Origin of the sequence: Anaerobutyricum hallii DSM 3353 (assembly GCF_000173975.1) — a bacterium.
Classification (GTDB): domain Bacteria; phylum Bacillota; class Clostridia; order Lachnospirales; family Lachnospiraceae; genus Anaerobutyricum; species Anaerobutyricum hallii.
Window position 1 is genome coordinate 42115 of sequence record NZ_ACEP01000112.1, and the last position, 18163, is coordinate 60277.

The following is an 18163-nucleotide window of genomic DNA, read 5'->3' on the forward strand; positions in this document are numbered from 1 at the left end:
TATAACCGGAAGGGACAGCCGGTTAAAAAGTGTAATCGCACATCCAAGATGTCTTATCAAAAAAGAAGGAGGACTATGGCACCTAAGAAGAAAGAAAAGAATCTCAAGAGGAGTAACATCATCACATTAAAATTAACGGATATTGAATTGGCAGTATTAAATGAAGCCGCTGACGTTACAGGACTTTCTCGTTCTGAATATGTGAGAAAACTACTACTTGAAAAGCAAATCAATCACCAAATTGAAGTTGTTGCAGACATGAATGATCTCAGGAAACTGGTCAGTGAATATGGAAAGATTGGATCGAACCTCAATCAGATTGCCAAGCATTTTAACAGTGGTGGCAGTCAGTCTCGTGCTATAGAAAATGAAATCCATCAGTGCATCACGGACTTATTCCTATTGAGAAAAGAGGTACTGAAACTGGCAGGTGGTATGAATGGCAATCGTAAAACACATTAAAAGCAGAAATGCAAATTACTCGGCTGCTATCAATTACCTTCTGTTTGAAGATGATGAAAAAACCGGGAAAAAGATTGTAGATGAATCCGGACGAAGCATCCTGCGAAAAGAGTTTTACATGGATGGGTTGAGCTGTGATCCAATGTCTTTTGACAAGGAATGTGAACTGACAAATGCTCATTTTCACAAAAATAAGAAACGTGAAGATATCAAAAGTCACCACTACATTATCAGCTACGATCCAGCTGATGTTACAGAAAACGGACTTACCGGAGAGAGAGCACAGGCAATCAGTTTGGAACTTGCGAAGCAGATGTTTCCCGGATATCAGGCTCTGGTGGTTACTCATACCGATGGACACAATGAATCTGGAAATATTCATACCCACATCGTCATAAACAGTGTGAGGATGACTGCAGTGGAAAGGCAGCCTTATATGGATAAACCACATGAGGAAGCTGCCGGTTACAAGCATCGTTCCACTGATAAATTCATGAACGCTTTTAAGAAAACTGTCATGGATCGGTGCCAACAGGAAGGACTTCACCAGATAGATCTTCTTGCTCCGGCTGAGAGAAAAATTACTCAGAAAGAATATATGTCACAGAAACACGGCCAGCAAAAACTGGATGAGATCAATCAGAAAATTATTGAAGATGGTCTCAAACCAACATCCACCGTGTTCCTTACACAGAAAGAATATTTACGAAATGCGATTGATGAATGTGCTGCCACATCCAATAGTTTTGATGAATTCCAATCCAAACTTCTGGAACAATTTCAAATCTCTGTGATTGAGCATCGTGGCAGATACAGCTATCTTCATCCTGATCGACAGAAGCGGATTACTGAACGTGCACTGGGAACACGATATGGAAAAGAGCACCTGGAACAGACCTTCTTACGCAAAGATCCATTGGTCATTCTCTACGTCAGATCTCACCTGCGTCTGGTTGTAAATCTCCAGACAAATGTGAAAGCAATGCAGAGCCCAGCTTATGCTCATCGGGTAAAACTTTCTAACCTGCAGCAAATGGCAAATACCATTATCTATGTGCAGGAACATGGATTTGATACGCAGTCAGATTTGAAAAATACACTGCTTGCATCAAAGCAGGAACTGAAAGAAATGCAGACACAGTTTGCTCAGCATCGATCCGATCTAAGGATTCTCAACGATCAGATCCGTTATACCGGACAGTACTATGCAAATAAGGAAGTTTATTCCCAATTTTCAAATGCAAAGTACAAAGGAAAGTACCGGAAAGAACATGCGAAGGAAATTCAGAAATATGAAGAAGCCAGAAATTGGCTGAGATCCTTTTATCAGGATGGAAAGATGACAAGCCTAAAAACCTTGACTTTACAAAAAGAAAAACTGCAAACAGCAGATAGGTTCCTGCTCCGATAAAGAACGAAGAAATCCTTGCCTTAAGCTTCACCCTTCCTGCAATGAACAAAGCAATCGGTACCCCCATCGAGAGGACAACGGAGCAGATAACTCCCGCTATCGCCAGTCCTGATATTGTGTTCAATTCCATCTTTATACCTCCCTGATTCTTAAAAAATTCCTTTATTGTATTTGAACTGTCCATACAATATAAAGCCTAATCCGACAATAACTGCTGGAAGAATGATATAATCTATAATTATTTCACTCCAAAACGAAACAATAAAACCTACTACAAGAGATATTCCTATAATCAGCGTTCCTGTGCCGACTGTTTTTCCATACTTTGGTATATCTTCTTCCTTTACTTTTCGCCTGTTATAAGAGTGAATTGTGCTGATATTGCCTTTGATATTTACAATTCCCACAACAGATATGAACACTCCCAAAATCAACATTATAATATTTTCCATAATGACCTCCTAAAAATAAAATAGTTCCTCAAATTTTTTGTCCAATGCAATACAAAGAATTAGAGCCAATTTTGCAGTTGGATTAAACTGTCCTGTTTCAATAGAACTAATGGTATTTCTTGATACTCCTACCATTTCTGCAAGCTGAGCTTGAGAAAGATTTGCTTCTGTGCGAACTTCCTTTAAGTGATTTTTCAGTTGTAATTGTTCTTTCATATTCTCACCTCTAAAAGATGGCTAACAAATCCAACAAATGCCAAAATGGAAAACACAAAAAACAGAACAGTCAAGACCAAATCGCTCTTTCGCTTCATTTTGATAAAACGAACTAACCATTGTGTTGCAATAATGCTGAAGTATATAACCCACGGACTGTAAATCATAGTATGAGCAAGCACAGAAGATAACAGCGAAAGCAAACAACACACTAAAGCACCAACTCTGCTTGCGTGACTTCCGGCTTGATATACCACTTCCATTTCAGCCAAGTCCTTATTGCGATGTTCTTTTCTGCTTGCATTTAAGATTTCGTCCTTTTTCATAAAAACACCTCCATGCCAAGTTTTCTTTGCATATTTTAATTATACACATACCAAGTTTTCTTGTCAATAGAGTCATAAAAAAGTTACAACCGATATAAGAGATAACTTTTCTACCACTTCGATTATACTCACGACTTAATGACTTCTTGAATACATGCCGAAAAAGAAAAACTGCCATCGGTTTGACAGCAGTTCTTCTTCGGTTGGTATCCGTTAGGAATACACAATATCATTCAATACAATCTCATCGGCACAGGCTCGAATGTTATTCATCAATCCTATCCATCTCATCATATCCGTTGCTTTCAGTTCTTCCGTTACACCCTGCTTAAACGCTAGTTTTTGCCCTTTAATTGTGGTATTACTTATAGCAAAGCACAAAATAAGGCCCAAAAGGGCACTTTCCCTTTTGAGCCTATACACTTTATTAGCTAACGTATTTTGCTTTCATTTTTCCTCATGGTCATGAGGCTTTTTTCTCTTAAATCGCATTCTATGAATCCTTCGATTGTTCTTTCTGTTCTTCAATAATTCGTTCTGTTGCTTTATGAATAAATCTTTGCGGAATAATCCATGTACAGCTGCATCCTCGGCATGGCTGTAATGTACTTCACACAATCCGGTATCTCATGGATCCGGCACCGATTCTTGATGCCAAGAGCCTTCATAGCCGGAGTGATTGCCAGACAGATTGTTGACTTTGATCTGGTCGGATCTGCAACCACCAGGTTTGCTTTAAATGGATCCAGCCCACGTTCTACGCATTCCACAGAAGCATAAAAGGACTTCAGATCAATACAGATAATAGAAGTCTGATCCTGACTCACATTGTCACCTCCCAAATGTCTTTCCTCTTTTTGTAACATGTATCCCATTTTGACTATCAATGACTGTGTATCCTTCCTGTTTTCTTCAAAATATAGGAAATTCATTTCACATATTCGTTGACAAAAGAGGAAATATTGTATATCTTATAGGAAAGATGTTTCCCTTATCTGTGATTCACATTATGGGAGAGATATCTCCCTTTGTCAAGATTAATTTTTGATTTTTAGGAAACACATTTCCCGTTTTGCCTTGAGGCGGCTAATGAAACTTATAAGACAAGGCTTAGAAAGAGGTATGTTTATGACATTCGGTGAAAAAGTAAGATCATTAAGAAAAGAAAAAAAGATGAGTCAGCAGGAACTGGCCAGCATGGTTGGCGTTTCATATAGGACCATTCGATCCTGGGAAGTGGAAGGACGTTTCCCAAAACAAAATGTTCTGTATCAGAAACTGGCAGATGCATTACAGTGTGACGTTTCTTATCTCATGAGTGAGGATGAAGCTTTTATCACAGAAGCATCCGAACAGTTTGGTAATCGCGGTGCCAAACAGGCTCAACAGATCCTGGAACAGGCTGCAGCTATGTTTGCCGGTGGATCACTGACTGACGAAGATAAAATAGCTTTTATGGATGAAATCCAGAGTCTTTATCTGGATTCCAAAAGACGTGCAAAGAAATTTACACCGAAAAAATATCTGAAAAACCAAGAGGAAAAATAATAGAAGGCGGGATTATTGTACACCTAATCTGTTACCTTATAGTTACAAGGATATTTCTGCCCTTTTTATTTTTTACTTTTGAGGTGATTTATTTGAGAAACACTTACATTTATACAGAAACAAAGAAATTAATCAAGAAATATGGCACCAGGGATTCCTTTGAGATCATGGATCAGATGAACATTGCTGTCGGGGAAACTTCCAGATATAAGACACTGAAAGGATACTGTTTTATGAGCTGTAAGACGATTTATGTCATGATCAGCAGTTTCCTTTCTGAAGAAGAAAAGATGATTGTTGCCGCCCATGAATTAGGGCATATCATCCTGCATCGTTCCCAGCTGAAAATGGCTCCAATGCAAGATGATACACTCTACAATATGACGGATAATACAGAATACCAGGCCAATCTGTTTGCTGCCGATCTACTGATTGAAGATGAAGACATTGAAGAGATGGTTCAGAACGAAGACCTGGATTATTTCGGACTCTGCAGTTCATTGAATGCGACTCCGGAACTCATGAGCTTTAAATTATACAGCCTGACAAAACGAGGCCAGGCTTATCATATGCCGATGGAGATTCAGAGTAATTTCCTGGCAAAATAATAAAGGATAAGTGTATTCTACAATAAGAAAACTATAGATTTATCTCACTGAAAGGGGGATTATTTATGTCAAAACATCATATAGAAAAGGTAACCTGCCCTTCCTGCCATCATGAGGGAGATTTTGAAGTCTGGGACAGCATTAATACTGTACTGAATCCTGAAATGAAAGAGAAGGTACTTAATCAGTCTATTTTCCTTTATACCTGCCCGAACTGTGGAGAGACCTTTCGTTTAAACTATCCTACACTCTATCACCAGATGGAAGATCTTGTCATGATTTATCTGGTTCCTGAATCAGAAGTAGAGAAGACATATGAAATGTTTTATGGAGAAAATGCTTTGGCTGATTATCGTACCGAAAAGTACTTAAACCGGATTGTGACATCAGCAAATCAGCTCATTGAAAAGATCAAAATCTTTGATGCTGGTAAGGATGGCAGGATAAATTAATAATATATTTGGTGGCTACACCCCCAAGCCCCTGTGGAATCAACAACACCGGTACTGGATATCAAAATCCCGCACCGGTGTTATTGATTGTAATTAGCTTACTTTGATAAAATGATAGATTGTCAGCTCTGCAAACTTGAATTTATCGTCTTGTTCCATTCTTATCAAAATTCTTTTTTAATGCTATTTCTGTTGGGAGAATAGACCCAATTAAAGGAATAAGTTGAACACCACAGATAATTCCTCCTATACTCCCAACACAATCTTCATTTTTTCCAATCACTAAAAGCATGAATATTACTGTTATCGGCAACATAACCATTCCACAGACATACCAGACTTTACCACAATATTTATGAGCAAATTCCCATGCTAAATTGCAGATGAACAATTATTATGGAGAAATTATAACAGAGTATTTGACAAATTATATGTGTTTTATTGTGTTGTCAGTGGAAATCTTCTCCATACTTTTTACTTTCGGAGTGGTAAAAAGTGTTGTTGTACTGTTATTTGTGGACACGGCAATTTTTATTGGATTGTTAGTAGTTGGTTTGGTAAAAATGGATTTGAGAGGGAAAGAAGTTTTATGATTCAAATTTTATATTTCAGAAATAACAATAAGATACTATTTTTCCCACGCCTACTATGAGAACGGCGGCTATGAGATAGAAATTGCATATACTGGCGAATAAAAGAACCGCTGTTGCATGGTTTATTGGCTTCCATGTAGCTGGTATTCGGCTGAGGTATTGAAAGAGCTGGGATTGAAATGAGGAAAGTGGATAAATGTTTTGATTGACGAAATAACCTATACATGATAGTATAAATCCAAAGATGATGGTCTATCAGAGAGACTGTTATATATCTTCAAGTTTAAAAAGATAATTTTCAATAATTTTTCAAAAATCAGAATCGACAATTCATGACAAATCAACCCTGAATCGGGGAACGTTTCTCATAGAAAAGAACTACAAAAAATAAGAAAATAAAAACGGAAAACCATTGTCTGTAGTATAAGTATTTGTTATTATGAAGTAAATAGAGGATATTTTACAAAGTAAAGCTTAATCTAGAGAATCTGCCAGTGGCAGGCCTCTGTAGATACCAAGGTATACAAAAGGAGAATGAAAAAATGAAAAAAGAAGACATGTCCTGTATCGACTGCGCAGTAAAAAACTGCAACAAAATGGATAAAACCTATCCGGATTTCTGTCTGACAACACACATGGATGAAGAAGTTCTAAATGAAGCTATGGAATGCTACAATGAAGACGAGAACCGCAAAGTAACAATCGCTGCAGCTGAAGTAGAGTATGAGAATTACTGCAAACATACCCGTGTCGAAGAAATCATGGATTTTGCAAAGAAGATTAATGCGAAAAAGATCGGGATCGCAACCTGTGTCGGATTGTTGAAAGAAAGCCGTATCCTGGCAGATATCCTGCGCAGACATGGCTTTGAGGTGTATGGTGTCGGCTGTAAAGCCGGAACACAGAAGAAGACATCGGTCGGCATCCCGGAATGCTGCGAAGGTGTCGGTGTGAATATGTGTAATCCGATCCTGCAGGCAAAGCTTCTGAACAAGGCGAAGACGGACCTGAATGTTGTGGTCGGACTTTGTGTGGGGCATGACAGTCTGTTTTACAAATATTCCGAGGCACTGACTACGACAGCAGTGACGAAAGACCGTGTATTGGGGCATAATCCGGTGGCGGCGCTTTATACTGCGGATAGTTATTATTCGAAGTTGAAGAAGAGTAATATTTCTAATTTGGGCGTTTAAAGATACATAAAGATATCCCATTCAAGCATTTCTCTTTTTATCCAACGAAAAAAAGAACACACAACACTCTGTATGTTCTCTTTCTGTATGTGAAGTCCAATATTATACTTTGAAGTAGCTATCCAATCCTTTGAACTCTTCCGCTTTCATTTCTTTTGTAACATCAGCATAGATGTTCAGTGCAGTTGAAATATCTGAATGTCCGAGTGCGTCTTGAATGACCTTTATATTTACTCCAGCTTCACACATTCTTGTTGTAAATGTATGTCTAAGCGAGTGGCAGCTAAAATGAGGAAGTAACACATCAGGTTCATCACTGTGCAAAAACTGCTCATCATTGCAATCACGGATAATTCTTCGGATTGTCCTGTAGTTTGCGAATATCCGTATAAATAGAAAAAGCCCTTTGAGAAGAGGATTTCTCCCCTCTCAAAGGACAACCAGACAAACTTGAATTTATTTGGAAGATTTTATTATCCATTCATCAAGAAATTTCATTTGTTCATCCGTATGAAACCAATGCTCTCCATTTTTCATAATAGAAAGTGTTGAATTAGTCCTCTGTACAAATTCAAATATCGTTCCATAAGCGGTAAGATTATCTTTTTCACCATACAAAATGTGCGTTGGGATTTCCCATATAATAGGATTTTCTCTTGCATAGCAAAGATAATCCCATGAAAGAGTCTCTCCAAAGGTTGTCTGAATTTCTTTTCTCTCTTTGAGTTCATCCTCTGTAACATTTGCCCAAATCATCATATCAGCAATAAGCCTTTCCATATCTACAACGGGCGAAATAAAATATGCTTTCTCTATTTGCTGATTTGATAAGGCATTGATAGCAAAATACGCTCCAATGCTATTGGCAATTACTTCAACAGTTTTGTAGTTTCTATAAATTGAATTAAAAAGTAATGGAAATTCTTCTTTTGCTTCCCATGGAAACTGTGCAATATAGTCGAGACCAATCACATCACAATTACTAAAGAGCGGTTTGTAATGAATAGCTTCTTCAGCATTACCACCTTTTCCATGTATATAAATAACTGCTTTATCCACAATAGTTATCCTCCACAAATTCCGATTTCTCAGTTTCAAAAACTGGAAGTTGAAAGTTCCTATAATTTACAAATCATAATATATTCTTCATCATTTTCATCAACGATTTCAAATCCTACCTTCCTATACATACGGACAGCATAATTCATCTTCTGAACAGCTAATGATGCTTGTTTATATCCTTCTAGTTTTAATTTCATTAGCATCTGTTTCATTAATTCTGTTCCGATACCATAGTTTCTATACTCTTTAAGAAGTGAAATTGCAAAAGACGGTGTTTCATTATCTATATGCCCGTAATCATTCATAATCCGAACCCATACAGCACCAACAATCTCATCCGCAACTTGAGCAACCAAACATAAGTCTCCCTTGTTCTCACCAAAGTCTTTTACATATACCTGCAAATCTGGTTTGTTAATGATATCTTTGGACGGTACAGGAACACCTTCAGGAATAAAAATCGCCTCGTACAAAAAAGTATCTAATATCTTATTTTCATCTCGTTTTAATTCTCTTATTGAATAATTCATATAAACCTCCGATTTATTTTTATTTATAAATCAGTTGTCATTCCACATATAATGATTCCTCCGCTAAATATCGAATTGTGCAAAAGCCCAAGGGACTTTAATGCCCCTTATGCTTTTCTCTTTTCTTTTGCTGTTTCAACTCAAACATTCGCTGTTCTTCCGCCTCTTTTTTCTTGCGGTTTCTCTCTTTACGCACCTGATTGTTCTGTTCCTGTTGTAATTTTAATGCCTGCTGCGATTTTGTGCCGATGCCTGTTTCCATCGTCTGCTTTTTTGCTTCTCGTTGCATACGCTTTGGATTTCTTTTTATATCCTTTACAACAGTTTCAACAGCCGGACTGAATTTCAAACTAAAATAGTATTTTTGAATATATTCCTGCACTTCGTAATCCTTTGGTTCTGCACCAAATGTTACCTTCGCCACAGATAGTTTACCATCTTCAATACGTTCAAATACGCCTACCCAAAATGGTTCTTCAAAATATACCGTCAGTTTTCCACTTGCTTTGTCCATAAGAATCCCTCCTAAAATGAATTGAACAAAGAATGGACAACCCGGAGGGGCAGGTTACTTACCCTATTTGCATAGGACGGCTGGGCTACCTACCAGCTCTAGTACATTTTTAATGTACATTGCGTTTTTATCTTTGTATTTATAATCAAGCCATATGGCACGATTAACTTATTCGGTCAATCCCGATTTGCACATCAAATCGTTTTCTTCATTCTATCACAACTTCTATTGATCCGCCATCAGTCTTTCGAACCAGGTATCCATGACAATGATAAACTGGCCTGCTCCTGGCAATTCTTGCAGCATTTCATCAAGAGTTTTCTGTTTCACATATTTCTGCACATACACCCAACAGGCAACGCTACTGGCTTCTGATACAATGTCAGCTATGGTTTTGCGCATAAGCTCTTCAAATTCAGCAATTTCTTCTTTTGGGACAACATCATACAGTGTTGGTGCCTGATGACTTAATTTTACTCCATTTTCATTTGCATCTTTAAGCAGATTCTTAACTTTTTCTCTTGAATTCTCCGGTACTTTCATGTACTCCCACATAAATGCTACCACATCAGATGGTGTGTCTTTTTTTAGTGGTGGTAACTGAATATAATCATTGTTTTCACTCATTTTCATATTCTTCTCACGATATAATAAAATCAATAATACGTTCTCTTGTCATGTCCAGTACAGTATCTACGAACACTCCTGCAAAAAGGATCAGATACAGAATAACACTCAGCGAAAACAGGAATGCAACCTGTACCCAATCATGGTAACAGTATGCAGTCGCTATGATCAATAAAGTGAATATAAACCCAAGGATTCCTCTGACAACCGCATAAGTCTGTACTGTCATTTTTACTGCCAAACCGATCACAAAAAGGATCAGCCATACCGGCAGTAATAATATCTTCCCAACAAGTTTTAAAATAAACATGTGCACCTCCTATCTTACCAGTCCTGGCATATCATGGTTCACCTCTGCCTGATAATACCCGTTCATCGTTGACGGTGCATTAAACAAAGCTGCTAATAAATATTTCTTGATGTTCTTCACCTTTGTGGTGTTACCACTCATACAGTGTAAGACATACTCGATATGTGAATAGGTCAGCATCAGAAATTTTTTCTTCACCAGTGATGCCGGATACCAGTTGCTGGCAATCAAGATCTTGTCATTTTTACACATCACAGTCTCTACGATCAGGTTCACGATTTCATCTACCTGCCGCATATCGTCATGATGGGTTACTTCCAGTGATTCATAATCAATGGTCTCTTTGACAAGGTTTTCATAAGCCTGATAATCCTCAGAGCGATTATCGCTATCAAATCTTTTCTCATCCACAGATATGATATGATTAGATTTATTATCATTCATTTCAGTATCACTAAGATTAGTATTATTAGGGTTTGAAATGTAAACTTCTTGAAGTTTGTTTTCGGGACTTCTAGAAGTTTGATTTTGGGACTTCATGAAGTTTGAATTGTAAACTTCTGCGGGTTCCTCATTTTCCACAGAAGTTTGTTTTTTAAACTTCTTTAATTCCTCTTCAAATTTTTTCTCATCTGTTTTCTCAGGCATAAAGGTTTTCACGTAGATGACGTTCACCTTTCCAAATCCCTGTCTGCGTTTCTCAATCAGGCCAATCCCTGTTTCGTCATCCAGTTCTCTCATGGATTTGGTGGCTTTATTTCTGCCACAGTTCAGTAATTCCATGATATCTTCGATGGAAAAGTAGATATATGCTCTATTTTTGTCGTCAAACCACTGATTCTTGATGGAAAGAGACATTCGATCCAACATCAGTCCATATAAAATTTTAGCATCGCTTGATAAATCTTTAAAGTAACTGTCTGTAAATAATGCTTTTGGTATGCGGTAGAAGCTGAACTGATCAGCTTCAGTACCGTAAAAATAATTAAATGTCATTTTTTTCTCCATAATTTTCTCCTTTCATTTTCTGCTAAGAAGTCCTCTTTTTAAACTTCTTTGACTTTGTTTTCTTAGCTTTTTCTATCCTTAACAGGACTGTTCCTGCATCTATTTTTCTAATAATGATTCAATCACCTGCTCCATATCTTTGGCTGTATAATCATCCGGAAAGTACTTTGTCAGTTTCTTTTCTGAGAAAGTAAGAGACCGGGATACTTTCTTTGCCATCACACAGTTATTGAAAATTGATAACATCTGGATCTGATTGATTGGTCCATCATTCAGCTGATTTCTGAGTGCTGCAATCTGTTTTGGCTTGATAAATCCGGTGTCGCTGATATATTCGTAAATCCATTCCTGTACTTCCTTGTCGATATAGGAGATATCGACAGCAACCGTGAATTGAAGCTTTTTGTTATCTACCAGATCAAGAAGTTCCGGAATTAATTCTGTCAGTCGGATATACCGCTGAACACTTCGTGCACTTTCTCCAACCTGTTCTCCTAATAACTGATCTGTTCTCGACTTCGTGCCACTTTGGCACAAAGTTAAATCTGTCCGACTCCCCTGTCTTTTCATTGCATCAAGTTTCATCTTATAAGCAAAGGCTTTCTCACTGGGCAACAGTTCCTCTCGCTGAATGTTAGCGTCCACCATCGCAATCACGGCATCATCATCCGATAATTCTCTTACGATTGCCGGAATAGTCGTAAGTCCTGCAAGCTGTGCTGCATGCATTCTTCTATGACCGGATACCATTTCATATTCTTCATTATCATCCATTCGAAGCAGTACCGGTGTCAGTACTCCATTGATCCTTACACTTTCAACCAGATCCTGCATCTTTTCATCATCCAGCACCTTGAACGGATGATTTTTAAACGGATGGATCTTACTGATTTCTATCTCCATTGCAGATTCTTCATTTACCACACCCAGCAGTTCATCAATGCTTGCCAGTTTAATCTTTTCGCCACTTCTATTTTTCATTTTTCAAAACCTCCTGTGTTAAGTTCTTATATGCTTCGGCAACTTTTCCTTTCGGGCAGTGCATGTAGATGCTTTTTCCCTCTGCACTGGTCTCAGCAGCTTTTACAGACATCGGGATTACATTTTCAAATACCTCGATCTGACTTCCGTAGGTTGTATGTACTCTCGATGCAATATCCCTTGCGTAATTGGTTCTGAAATCTACCATGGTCAGGAGAATGCCCTCAATCGCCAGTTTCCGGTTCAGTCTTTTCTTTACTGTAAGAATGGTCTTGATCAGCTGCTGAAGTCCTTTCACCAGCAGATATGCGGCTTGCACAGGTATCAACACAGAATCGGAAGAGACCAGTGCATTGATCGTTGCCAATGTGATGCGAAGATCATCCGGTTCCTCATATCCAAGACTTGCGGTTAAACTTCCCTGTGGATCCGCGTCGATCAGCAACACTTTCTTACCTTCTCTTGCCAGTCCAATGCCTACATTTACGGTTGTGGTGGTCTTTCCGACGCCACCTTTCTGGTTTACTACGGATATAACTTTACACATGATTTCTTCCTCCTTTAACTTTCCCATGATTCTTTTTTCCATAATTTCAACAGTGCCAGTATTTCCCGTTTCATCATTGCCGGTGTATAAGAATTTGGAAAATACTTGTGCAACTGCTCGTTTGTGAATGCCACTCTTGTGATCTCACCCTTTTTCACTTCACACATGATCTCTTCCATCTTTTCCAGTGACAACTGTTTTTCTTTACTCAGTTGCCGGATCCTCTGGGCCTGTGAGAGTGATGGGATTGCCTGTGCATACTCCATTGCTACAAGCAGTTCTCTTTGTTCTTTTTCACTTAATGCAGCTATCTCTACAGCCGGACAAAAAGAAATAATCTCATCATCCAGTTTCTGCAACATTTCCGGTATCAGTTTTGTCAGTGAAATATAACGCTGCACTTGTTTTGGGCTATCACCACAATCTTCACTGATGATTTCTATTGCCCGCTTTCTTGGTGTTTTGTGGTCAACTTGGCTCTTTTTTCGACCACTTTTTCTTTTTAATACGTCATTCTTTAATTTGTAAGCAAAAGCTTTTTCACTGTAGCTGATCCGTTCTCTGTGAAGATTAGAATCTACCATGCTTAAAATGGAATCATCTTCACTTAATACTCGGATAATCACCGGTACTTTACGGTATCCCAGTTTCTCCGCAGCATGTTTTCTTCTGTGACCGGATATGATTTCATAGTATCCATCCGGTACCGGTCTGACGATCAGCGGATTTAAGATGCCATACTTCTCAATGCTTTCCTGCAGAAGAAACATTTCCTTATCATCTTTTACTTGAAATGGATGTTCCTTAAAAGGGCGAAGACGCTCAATCTCAATTTCTATGATTCTTTCTTCTTTTTCTCCTGATTGTCTGTTTTGCTCAGTCATCTTGACTCCTTTCCTCCAGGATTCAGAAACTAAAAAATGCCTGCCTGGAACTTTTATAAATAGTAAAGTTCCAAACAGACATTGCTGTTTGACCATTAGCTGTAGCTAATAGAATTGAATACTGTTTCAGCTAATTTATGTTTGCAGGTTTGGGAGAGATTTTTTCTTTTCCCGCCTTTTCTCTGATTTACATCCCCAAATAAGGGGTGACAACAGAGCGGAACCCAAATGTTAGCTGGACTCTTGAAAAACCATGTTTGCAAACCAGTGATTTTGATTAGCTGTCAGCTAACAAAAATCGGATTGTGTTGGCTGGAAATTAATCATTTTGAATGGAATTTTGTGTCACGAACGTGATTAGAAAATAACAAAAGCGTTCGTTGTCAGCTAATTTAGCTAACATTTTCGAACGCTTTGAAGCCCGTCGCCAAGAGGATTTGAACCTCCGACCCCTCGCTTAGGAGGCGAGTGCTCTATCCAGCTGAGCTATGACGACACATTAACATACATAAAGTATATTAAATTATTTTTTTTCTTTTGTCAAGCCTACAGGCAGTCTACTTCTCCCTGCAGCCAAAGAATCCCTTTAAATCTGCGTCCTACTTTAGGCTCACCCATCAAATCTTCTTTTGCTATAGTGAATTCAATCTGAATGGAATTGCACTCTACTGATAAATAATAAAATATCTCTTTCGTTCTGCTGTTCTGCATTTCCATCACATTGATGATTTTTCCAAGAACAGAATATTTATCACATTCTACACTATGAGGCATAAAATATGATGTTACAATGGTAAATAGATCTTCCTTTTTTGATCTGCTGCTGACTGCGGTATATGTATCCATATCTTCTAGTGTCAGCTGTTCCATTGCCTCAATATCTCCTGCTTTTGCAGCATCGATCATTTCATTACGGAGTTCATTTCCCTTTCGTTCTTCCCGTTCCTGAAATTCATCTTTTTCGACTGGTAATATAATCATTCCCTTTTTCGACATTCCGGACAAAGTTATACTATTTATCTTATCATGAAACTTCCCATAAACTATTTTTAAATAGTCTACTGGATTATTTACATGAAATATTAGTGGGATACCGATATTATTCTCATCACAAATGCCCGCATATCCTTCTTTATCTGTATAATGTTCAAATTCTAAATCTTCATGATACAGGTAATTCGCACCGCGAACATATGGGTAAAAATGATCCGTTACTCGATATCCATCTCTATCCATAACTTCTATCACTGCAATTCCTACTGCTTCTGCAAAATCTTTTTCGTAAATAAATATTGCTTCTTCTTCGTCTATTTGAAACCAGTTTTTTCTACTGGGATTTTTCTTTATTTCATTAATTAGTTCGTCTATCTTTTTTCTGCTGTTCAAATCACTAAAACCAATTGCTTTTAAATATTCACGCATATATGCCGCTCCCTCTCACTCCTTTTATATTTATAATTCCGTATCATCATTATATATTTATATAATTCAGAAAGCAAGTTAAAAGAGTTAAGATATGTGAATTGAACATATCTTAACTCTTTTTCTTTTGTGTTCATATATTATGATGTTAAAATCAAGAGGTATCTTGATTCTGGTATCATATTATTTATCTGTTTCTTTTTTTTCGTCATATTTTAATGCCATATCAAGAGAAATCTTTTCTTCTTCTGCTAATACCTGTTCACATGCAGCTTCTTTAATTTCTTTTAAATAAACATGACATCCTGCTCTATTATGTATTACATTTAAGATAAATCCATTATCTCTACTGTTTAAAAGTGTAAGAGCAAAACTGATACTTCCTCCGCTAAGAGAATTTTCTACATTAAATGCATCATATTTATAAATACCGACCTTGCTGTAATTTCTTCTGAGCATATCATAAATAATAGCAATCTGAGCATCATTATCTTTCTGGCCAGCTTTCAGCTTGTCAATCTCCCTGAACCTTTTATAAATTGTATATTCCAAAGACTTTCCGCTTTCTCCAGTCATAAATTCCACATATCGCTTTCTCATTTTTAAGTAATCTAAAAGAAGAAAGAACAGTGCTATAAACATGATTACAACTACAACTGATACAAAAACAATAAATGCATCCAGTTTCACATTAAAGAAATTTAATATTCTACTATTCATACTTTTTCTCCATCATCTTCTGCTAACAGTGTCATTCTTTAATACTTTGGATTAAATCTATAATTCGCTCCAATTCATCTTTAGAATAATACTCAATTTCTATTTTTCCTTTATTATTTTTCTTGTTTTTGATGACAACCTTACTTCCCAAAATATCCTTCATTTTATTTTCGAAGAAGTCAATCATGCTTTTTTCCTGAGAAGATTCTTCCTCCACATTCTTTTTGTTATCCTTGTGTTCTAATATACATTTTACCAGTTTTTCTGCTTCTCGAACACTTAAGTTTTCATCAAGAATTTTTTCTGCTAATTGATACTGCATATCTCCATCATCAATAGATAACAGAGTTCTTCCATGTCCGCTGCTGATAAGATTTTCAATTACCATATTTTGAACACGTTCATCCAGTTTGAGCAGTCTCATAATATTGGTAATAGCTGTTCTGCTCTTTGATACACTGGCAGCAATTTCATCCTGTTTTAATCCATATGTATTATAAAGCTGTTCATATGCCTTTGCTTCCTCAATTGGATTCAAATCTTCTCTTTGAAGATTTTCAATTAACGAAATCTTTAATGTTTCCTTTTCGTCATAATTTTTTATGATTACAGGAACCTCTTTTAATCCGGCTTTCTTACATGCTCTCCATCTTCTTTCACCAGCAATGATTTCATAATACTTATCTTTTTTCTGTACAATAAGCGGCTGAATAACTCCGTATTGTTTTATAGAATCAGCTAACTCTTCAATCGCATCTTCATCAAATTGTTTTCTTGGCTGATTTCTATTTGGCTCCACATCATGAATACTTAATGTAAGAACCTGATTTTCTTTTGGTTCCTTATTCTCTTTATTTTTTTCTGTAGACTTCTTAGGCATACCTTCATCTTTTGGAATCAGAAGATCTAATCCTCTTCCCAATCCTTTTCTAACCGCCATAAAACTCTCCTGCTCCTTCCATATAACGATAAACTGTTTCACTATAGCCACCTAATGTTTCACGTGAAACATATTGTCTTTTCTGACTGTGAAACATATCTATGAAACAGCAAATCAATCATGTTAACAAATTATAATATCCAGCCCTTAAAAATCCTGTTTATATACTATATCTTTGTACTGCATAATACTCAATTTATGTAACTAATTATTTTGCATTCTCAATAACTTCATCCGCTAACATTCTATATGCTTCTGCCCCAGAAGATCTTTTATCATAAAGATTAATTGGTAAACCATAACTAGGAGCTTCTGCCAATCTAACATTTCTTGGAATAATCGTTTTATAAATTGTCTGTTTTAAATTATCCTTTACATTTTCCACAACCTGTAAAGACAGATTTGTTCTCGCATCGTACATAGTAAATACAACACCCTCTATATACAAATCTGGATTCAAGCTCTCCTGAATCAACTCAATTGTATAAATGAGCTGAGATAAACCATCCAAAGCATAGAATTCACATTGAATTGGAACTAAAACAGAATCTGCTGCCGTCATTGCATTTACTGTAAGCATTCCTAAAGCTGGAGGACAATCAATAACAATAAAATCATATTCATCTTTAATTGGCTCTAACTGCTTTTTCAAAATATGCTGCATATTCTCTCTGGTAACTAATTCAATCTCCGCCCCTGCCAAATTTCTATTCGCCGGAATCAAAAATAAATTTTCAAAACATTCCTCTACAGGAATAATCGCTTCTTCAATACTAACTTCTTCTCTTAAAACTTCGTAAACTGTTTTATCTAACTCATTTTTTTCAAAGCCAAAACCGCTTGTAGTATTCCCCTGAGAGTCCATATCAATTAAGAGGACTTTCTTTCCCTTCTCCGCAAGACATGCAGAAAGATTAATGGATGTTGTTGTTTTTCCAACTCCACCTTTCTGATTTGCAATAGCAATCACTCTGCTCATAAACAAACCTCCATATTTTTATCATATAAAACCCTATAAACCTGCAAATTTTAAAATCAAATTCTCCCATATTCAAATTTTAAATTTCAAACTTCAAATTTTGCAACTTATCGGAATTATTATAACATGAAATAAGATATCACGCTAGATATTATGTTTCACGTGAAACATTTTTACTATTTAATTCATTAAGCAAACTACAGACGAAGCCAGTGAAGTTCATAAGCCATATTTGTGCTTTTAGTCGCGGCGCGTTGAATGTTCGCTCCACGCGCTCGCATCCAACACTTGCTCCGAGACCACAAATATGGCTTATGAACTTCACTGGCTTCTGTACTGTGGCTGGAGAGGATGAATTAAATGGAAAGTGGGAGGATT

Annotated in this window: 26 protein-coding genes, 1 tRNA gene and 1 pseudogene; 6 read left to right on the forward strand and 22 right to left on the reverse strand. The window is 37.0% G+C overall.

Going from position 1 to position 18163, the window contains the following annotated elements; genetic code table 11:
- The first annotated feature begins 75 nt into the window (after window positions 1–75).
- Complete coding sequence (locus EUBHAL_RS11470; protein WP_005349819.1) at window positions 76–462, forward strand: plasmid mobilization protein; 387 nt, start codon at window positions 76–78, stop codon at window positions 460–462.
- On the forward strand, window positions 440–1873 hold the full coding sequence (locus EUBHAL_RS11475; protein WP_242648790.1) for a relaxase/mobilization nuclease domain-containing protein: 1434 nt from the start codon (window positions 440–442) through the stop codon (window positions 1871–1873). Before EUBHAL_RS11470 ends, EUBHAL_RS11475 begins: the two co-directional genes overlap by 23 nt.
- 149 nt (window positions 1874–2022) lie before the next feature.
- On the opposite strand, the gene EUBHAL_RS11480 is transcribed toward EUBHAL_RS11475, so the two are convergent.
- The 5 genes and pseudogenes from EUBHAL_RS11480 to EUBHAL_RS11500 all read right to left on the reverse strand — a co-directional run.
- Window positions 2023–2325, reverse strand: a complete 303-nt coding sequence (locus EUBHAL_RS11480) for a hypothetical protein (RefSeq protein ID WP_005349823.1) — start codon at window positions 2323–2325, stop codon at window positions 2023–2025.
- Between the two features lie 9 nt (window positions 2326–2334).
- Window positions 2335–2541 (reverse strand): helix-turn-helix transcriptional regulator, encoded by a 207-nt coding sequence (locus EUBHAL_RS11485; protein WP_003865061.1) that lies wholly within the window; start codon window positions 2539–2541, stop codon window positions 2335–2337.
- On the reverse strand, window positions 2538–2867 hold the full coding sequence (locus tag EUBHAL_RS11490) for a DUF6442 family protein (protein WP_005349825.1): 330 nt from the start codon (window positions 2865–2867) through the stop codon (window positions 2538–2540). Before EUBHAL_RS11490 ends, EUBHAL_RS11485 begins: the two co-directional genes overlap by 4 nt.
- Window positions 2868–3080: 213 nt before the next feature.
- Window positions 3081–3161: a TnpV protein gene (locus EUBHAL_RS16990; protein WP_330420003.1), complete on the reverse strand. Its 81-nt coding sequence runs from the start codon at window positions 3159–3161 to the stop codon at window positions 3081–3083.
- A gap of 257 nt (window positions 3162–3418) precedes the next feature.
- Window positions 3419–3733, reverse strand: a pseudogene (locus EUBHAL_RS11500) (Y-family DNA polymerase); the annotation flags it as partial.
- Between the two features lie 223 nt (window positions 3734–3956).
- Between EUBHAL_RS11500 and EUBHAL_RS11505 the strand changes: the two are divergent.
- From EUBHAL_RS11505 to EUBHAL_RS11515, 3 genes are all read left to right on the forward strand, one after another.
- On the forward strand, window positions 3957–4415 hold the full coding sequence (locus tag EUBHAL_RS11505) for a helix-turn-helix domain-containing protein (protein WP_005334845.1): 459 nt from the start codon (window positions 3957–3959) through the stop codon (window positions 4413–4415).
- Between the two features lie 83 nt (window positions 4416–4498).
- Window positions 4499–5023 (forward strand): ImmA/IrrE family metallo-endopeptidase, encoded by a 525-nt coding sequence (locus EUBHAL_RS11510; protein ID WP_242648791.1) that lies wholly within the window; start codon window positions 4499–4501, stop codon window positions 5021–5023.
- A gap of 65 nt (window positions 5024–5088) precedes the next feature.
- Window positions 5089–5475: a CpXC domain-containing protein gene (locus EUBHAL_RS11515; protein ID WP_005349829.1), complete on the forward strand. Its 387-nt coding sequence runs from the start codon at window positions 5089–5091 to the stop codon at window positions 5473–5475.
- Window positions 5476–5617: 142 nt separating this feature from the next.
- Here the strand turns inward: EUBHAL_RS11515 and EUBHAL_RS11520 are convergent, their stop codons facing one another.
- Window positions 5618–5797 carry a hypothetical protein gene (locus tag EUBHAL_RS11520; RefSeq protein WP_330609240.1) on the reverse strand — a complete coding sequence of 60 codons (180 nt, stop codon included), beginning with the start codon at window positions 5795–5797 and terminating at the stop codon, window positions 5618–5620.
- Between the two features lie 813 nt (window positions 5798–6610).
- Here EUBHAL_RS11520 and EUBHAL_RS11530 point away from each other — a divergent pair.
- Window positions 6611–7261, forward strand: coding sequence for a DUF1847 domain-containing protein (locus EUBHAL_RS11530; RefSeq protein ID WP_044923240.1), 651 nt, complete (start codon window positions 6611–6613; stop codon window positions 7259–7261).
- 102 nt (window positions 7262–7363) lie between these two features.
- Here EUBHAL_RS11530 and EUBHAL_RS15485 read toward each other — a convergent pair whose 3' ends face one another.
- The 16 genes from EUBHAL_RS15485 to EUBHAL_RS16030 all read right to left on the reverse strand — a co-directional run.
- On the reverse strand, window positions 7364–7651 hold the full coding sequence (locus tag EUBHAL_RS15485) for a tyrosine-type recombinase/integrase (protein WP_330360920.1): 288 nt from the start codon (window positions 7649–7651) through the stop codon (window positions 7364–7366).
- Between the two features lie 66 nt (window positions 7652–7717).
- The gene (locus EUBHAL_RS11535) at window positions 7718–8320 is read right to left on the reverse strand and encodes an alpha/beta fold hydrolase (RefSeq protein WP_005349843.1); all 603 of its coding nucleotides are present in this window, start codon (window positions 8318–8320) and stop codon (window positions 7718–7720) included.
- Window positions 8321–8379: 59 nt separating this feature from the next.
- Entirely contained in the window at window positions 8380–8853 is a 474-nt protein-coding gene (locus EUBHAL_RS11540; RefSeq protein ID WP_004611537.1) for a GNAT family N-acetyltransferase, read from the reverse strand.
- A gap of 97 nt (window positions 8854–8950) precedes the next feature.
- Entirely contained in the window at window positions 8951–9367 is a 417-nt protein-coding gene (locus tag EUBHAL_RS11545; RefSeq protein ID WP_005349850.1) for a YjdF family protein, read from the reverse strand.
- A 225-nt stretch (window positions 9368–9592) separates the two neighbouring features.
- Entirely contained in the window at window positions 9593–10000 is a 408-nt protein-coding gene (locus tag EUBHAL_RS11550; RefSeq protein ID WP_005349851.1) for a hypothetical protein, read from the reverse strand.
- Between the two features lie 7 nt (window positions 10001–10007).
- Complete coding sequence (locus EUBHAL_RS11555; RefSeq protein WP_005349852.1) at window positions 10008–10304, reverse strand: hypothetical protein; 297 nt, start codon at window positions 10302–10304, stop codon at window positions 10008–10010.
- Between the two features lie 9 nt (window positions 10305–10313).
- Window positions 10314–11312: a DUF6017 domain-containing protein gene (locus EUBHAL_RS11560; protein ID WP_005349858.1), complete on the reverse strand. Its 999-nt coding sequence runs from the start codon at window positions 11310–11312 to the stop codon at window positions 10314–10316.
- A 99-nt stretch (window positions 11313–11411) separates the two neighbouring features.
- Window positions 11412–12293, reverse strand: coding sequence for a ParB/RepB/Spo0J family partition protein (locus tag EUBHAL_RS11565; protein ID WP_005349860.1), 882 nt, complete (start codon window positions 12291–12293; stop codon window positions 11412–11414).
- Window positions 12283–12840 carry a ParA family protein gene (locus EUBHAL_RS11570; protein WP_044923271.1) on the reverse strand — a complete coding sequence of 186 codons (558 nt, stop codon included), beginning with the start codon at window positions 12838–12840 and terminating at the stop codon, window positions 12283–12285. Before EUBHAL_RS11570 ends, EUBHAL_RS11565 begins: the two co-directional genes overlap by 11 nt.
- Before the next feature lie 14 nt (window positions 12841–12854).
- Window positions 12855–13820, reverse strand: coding sequence for a ParB/RepB/Spo0J family partition protein (locus EUBHAL_RS11575; protein WP_005349865.1), 966 nt, complete (start codon window positions 13818–13820; stop codon window positions 12855–12857).
- 326 nt (window positions 13821–14146) lie between these two features.
- Window positions 14147–14220: transfer RNA gene (locus EUBHAL_RS11580), tRNA-Arg, on the reverse strand.
- Between the two features lie 50 nt (window positions 14221–14270).
- On the reverse strand, window positions 14271–15146 hold the full coding sequence (locus EUBHAL_RS11585) for a DUF3881 family protein (RefSeq protein WP_005349868.1): 876 nt from the start codon (window positions 15144–15146) through the stop codon (window positions 14271–14273).
- 183 nt (window positions 15147–15329) lie between these two features.
- Window positions 15330–15866, reverse strand: a complete 537-nt coding sequence (locus EUBHAL_RS11590; protein WP_005349875.1) for a DUF4446 family protein — start codon at window positions 15864–15866, stop codon at window positions 15330–15332.
- A gap of 31 nt (window positions 15867–15897) precedes the next feature.
- Window positions 15898–16806: a ParB/RepB/Spo0J family partition protein gene (locus tag EUBHAL_RS11595; RefSeq protein WP_044923242.1), complete on the reverse strand. Its 909-nt coding sequence runs from the start codon at window positions 16804–16806 to the stop codon at window positions 15898–15900.
- 208 nt (window positions 16807–17014) lie between these two features.
- On the reverse strand, window positions 17015–17785 hold the full coding sequence (locus EUBHAL_RS11600) for a ParA family protein (protein ID WP_005349879.1): 771 nt from the start codon (window positions 17783–17785) through the stop codon (window positions 17015–17017).
- Between the two features lie 151 nt (window positions 17786–17936).
- Window positions 17937–18163, reverse strand: a 227-nt coding sequence (locus EUBHAL_RS16030) for a hypothetical protein (RefSeq protein ID WP_207635835.1), incomplete at its 5' end; no start/stop codon positions are given.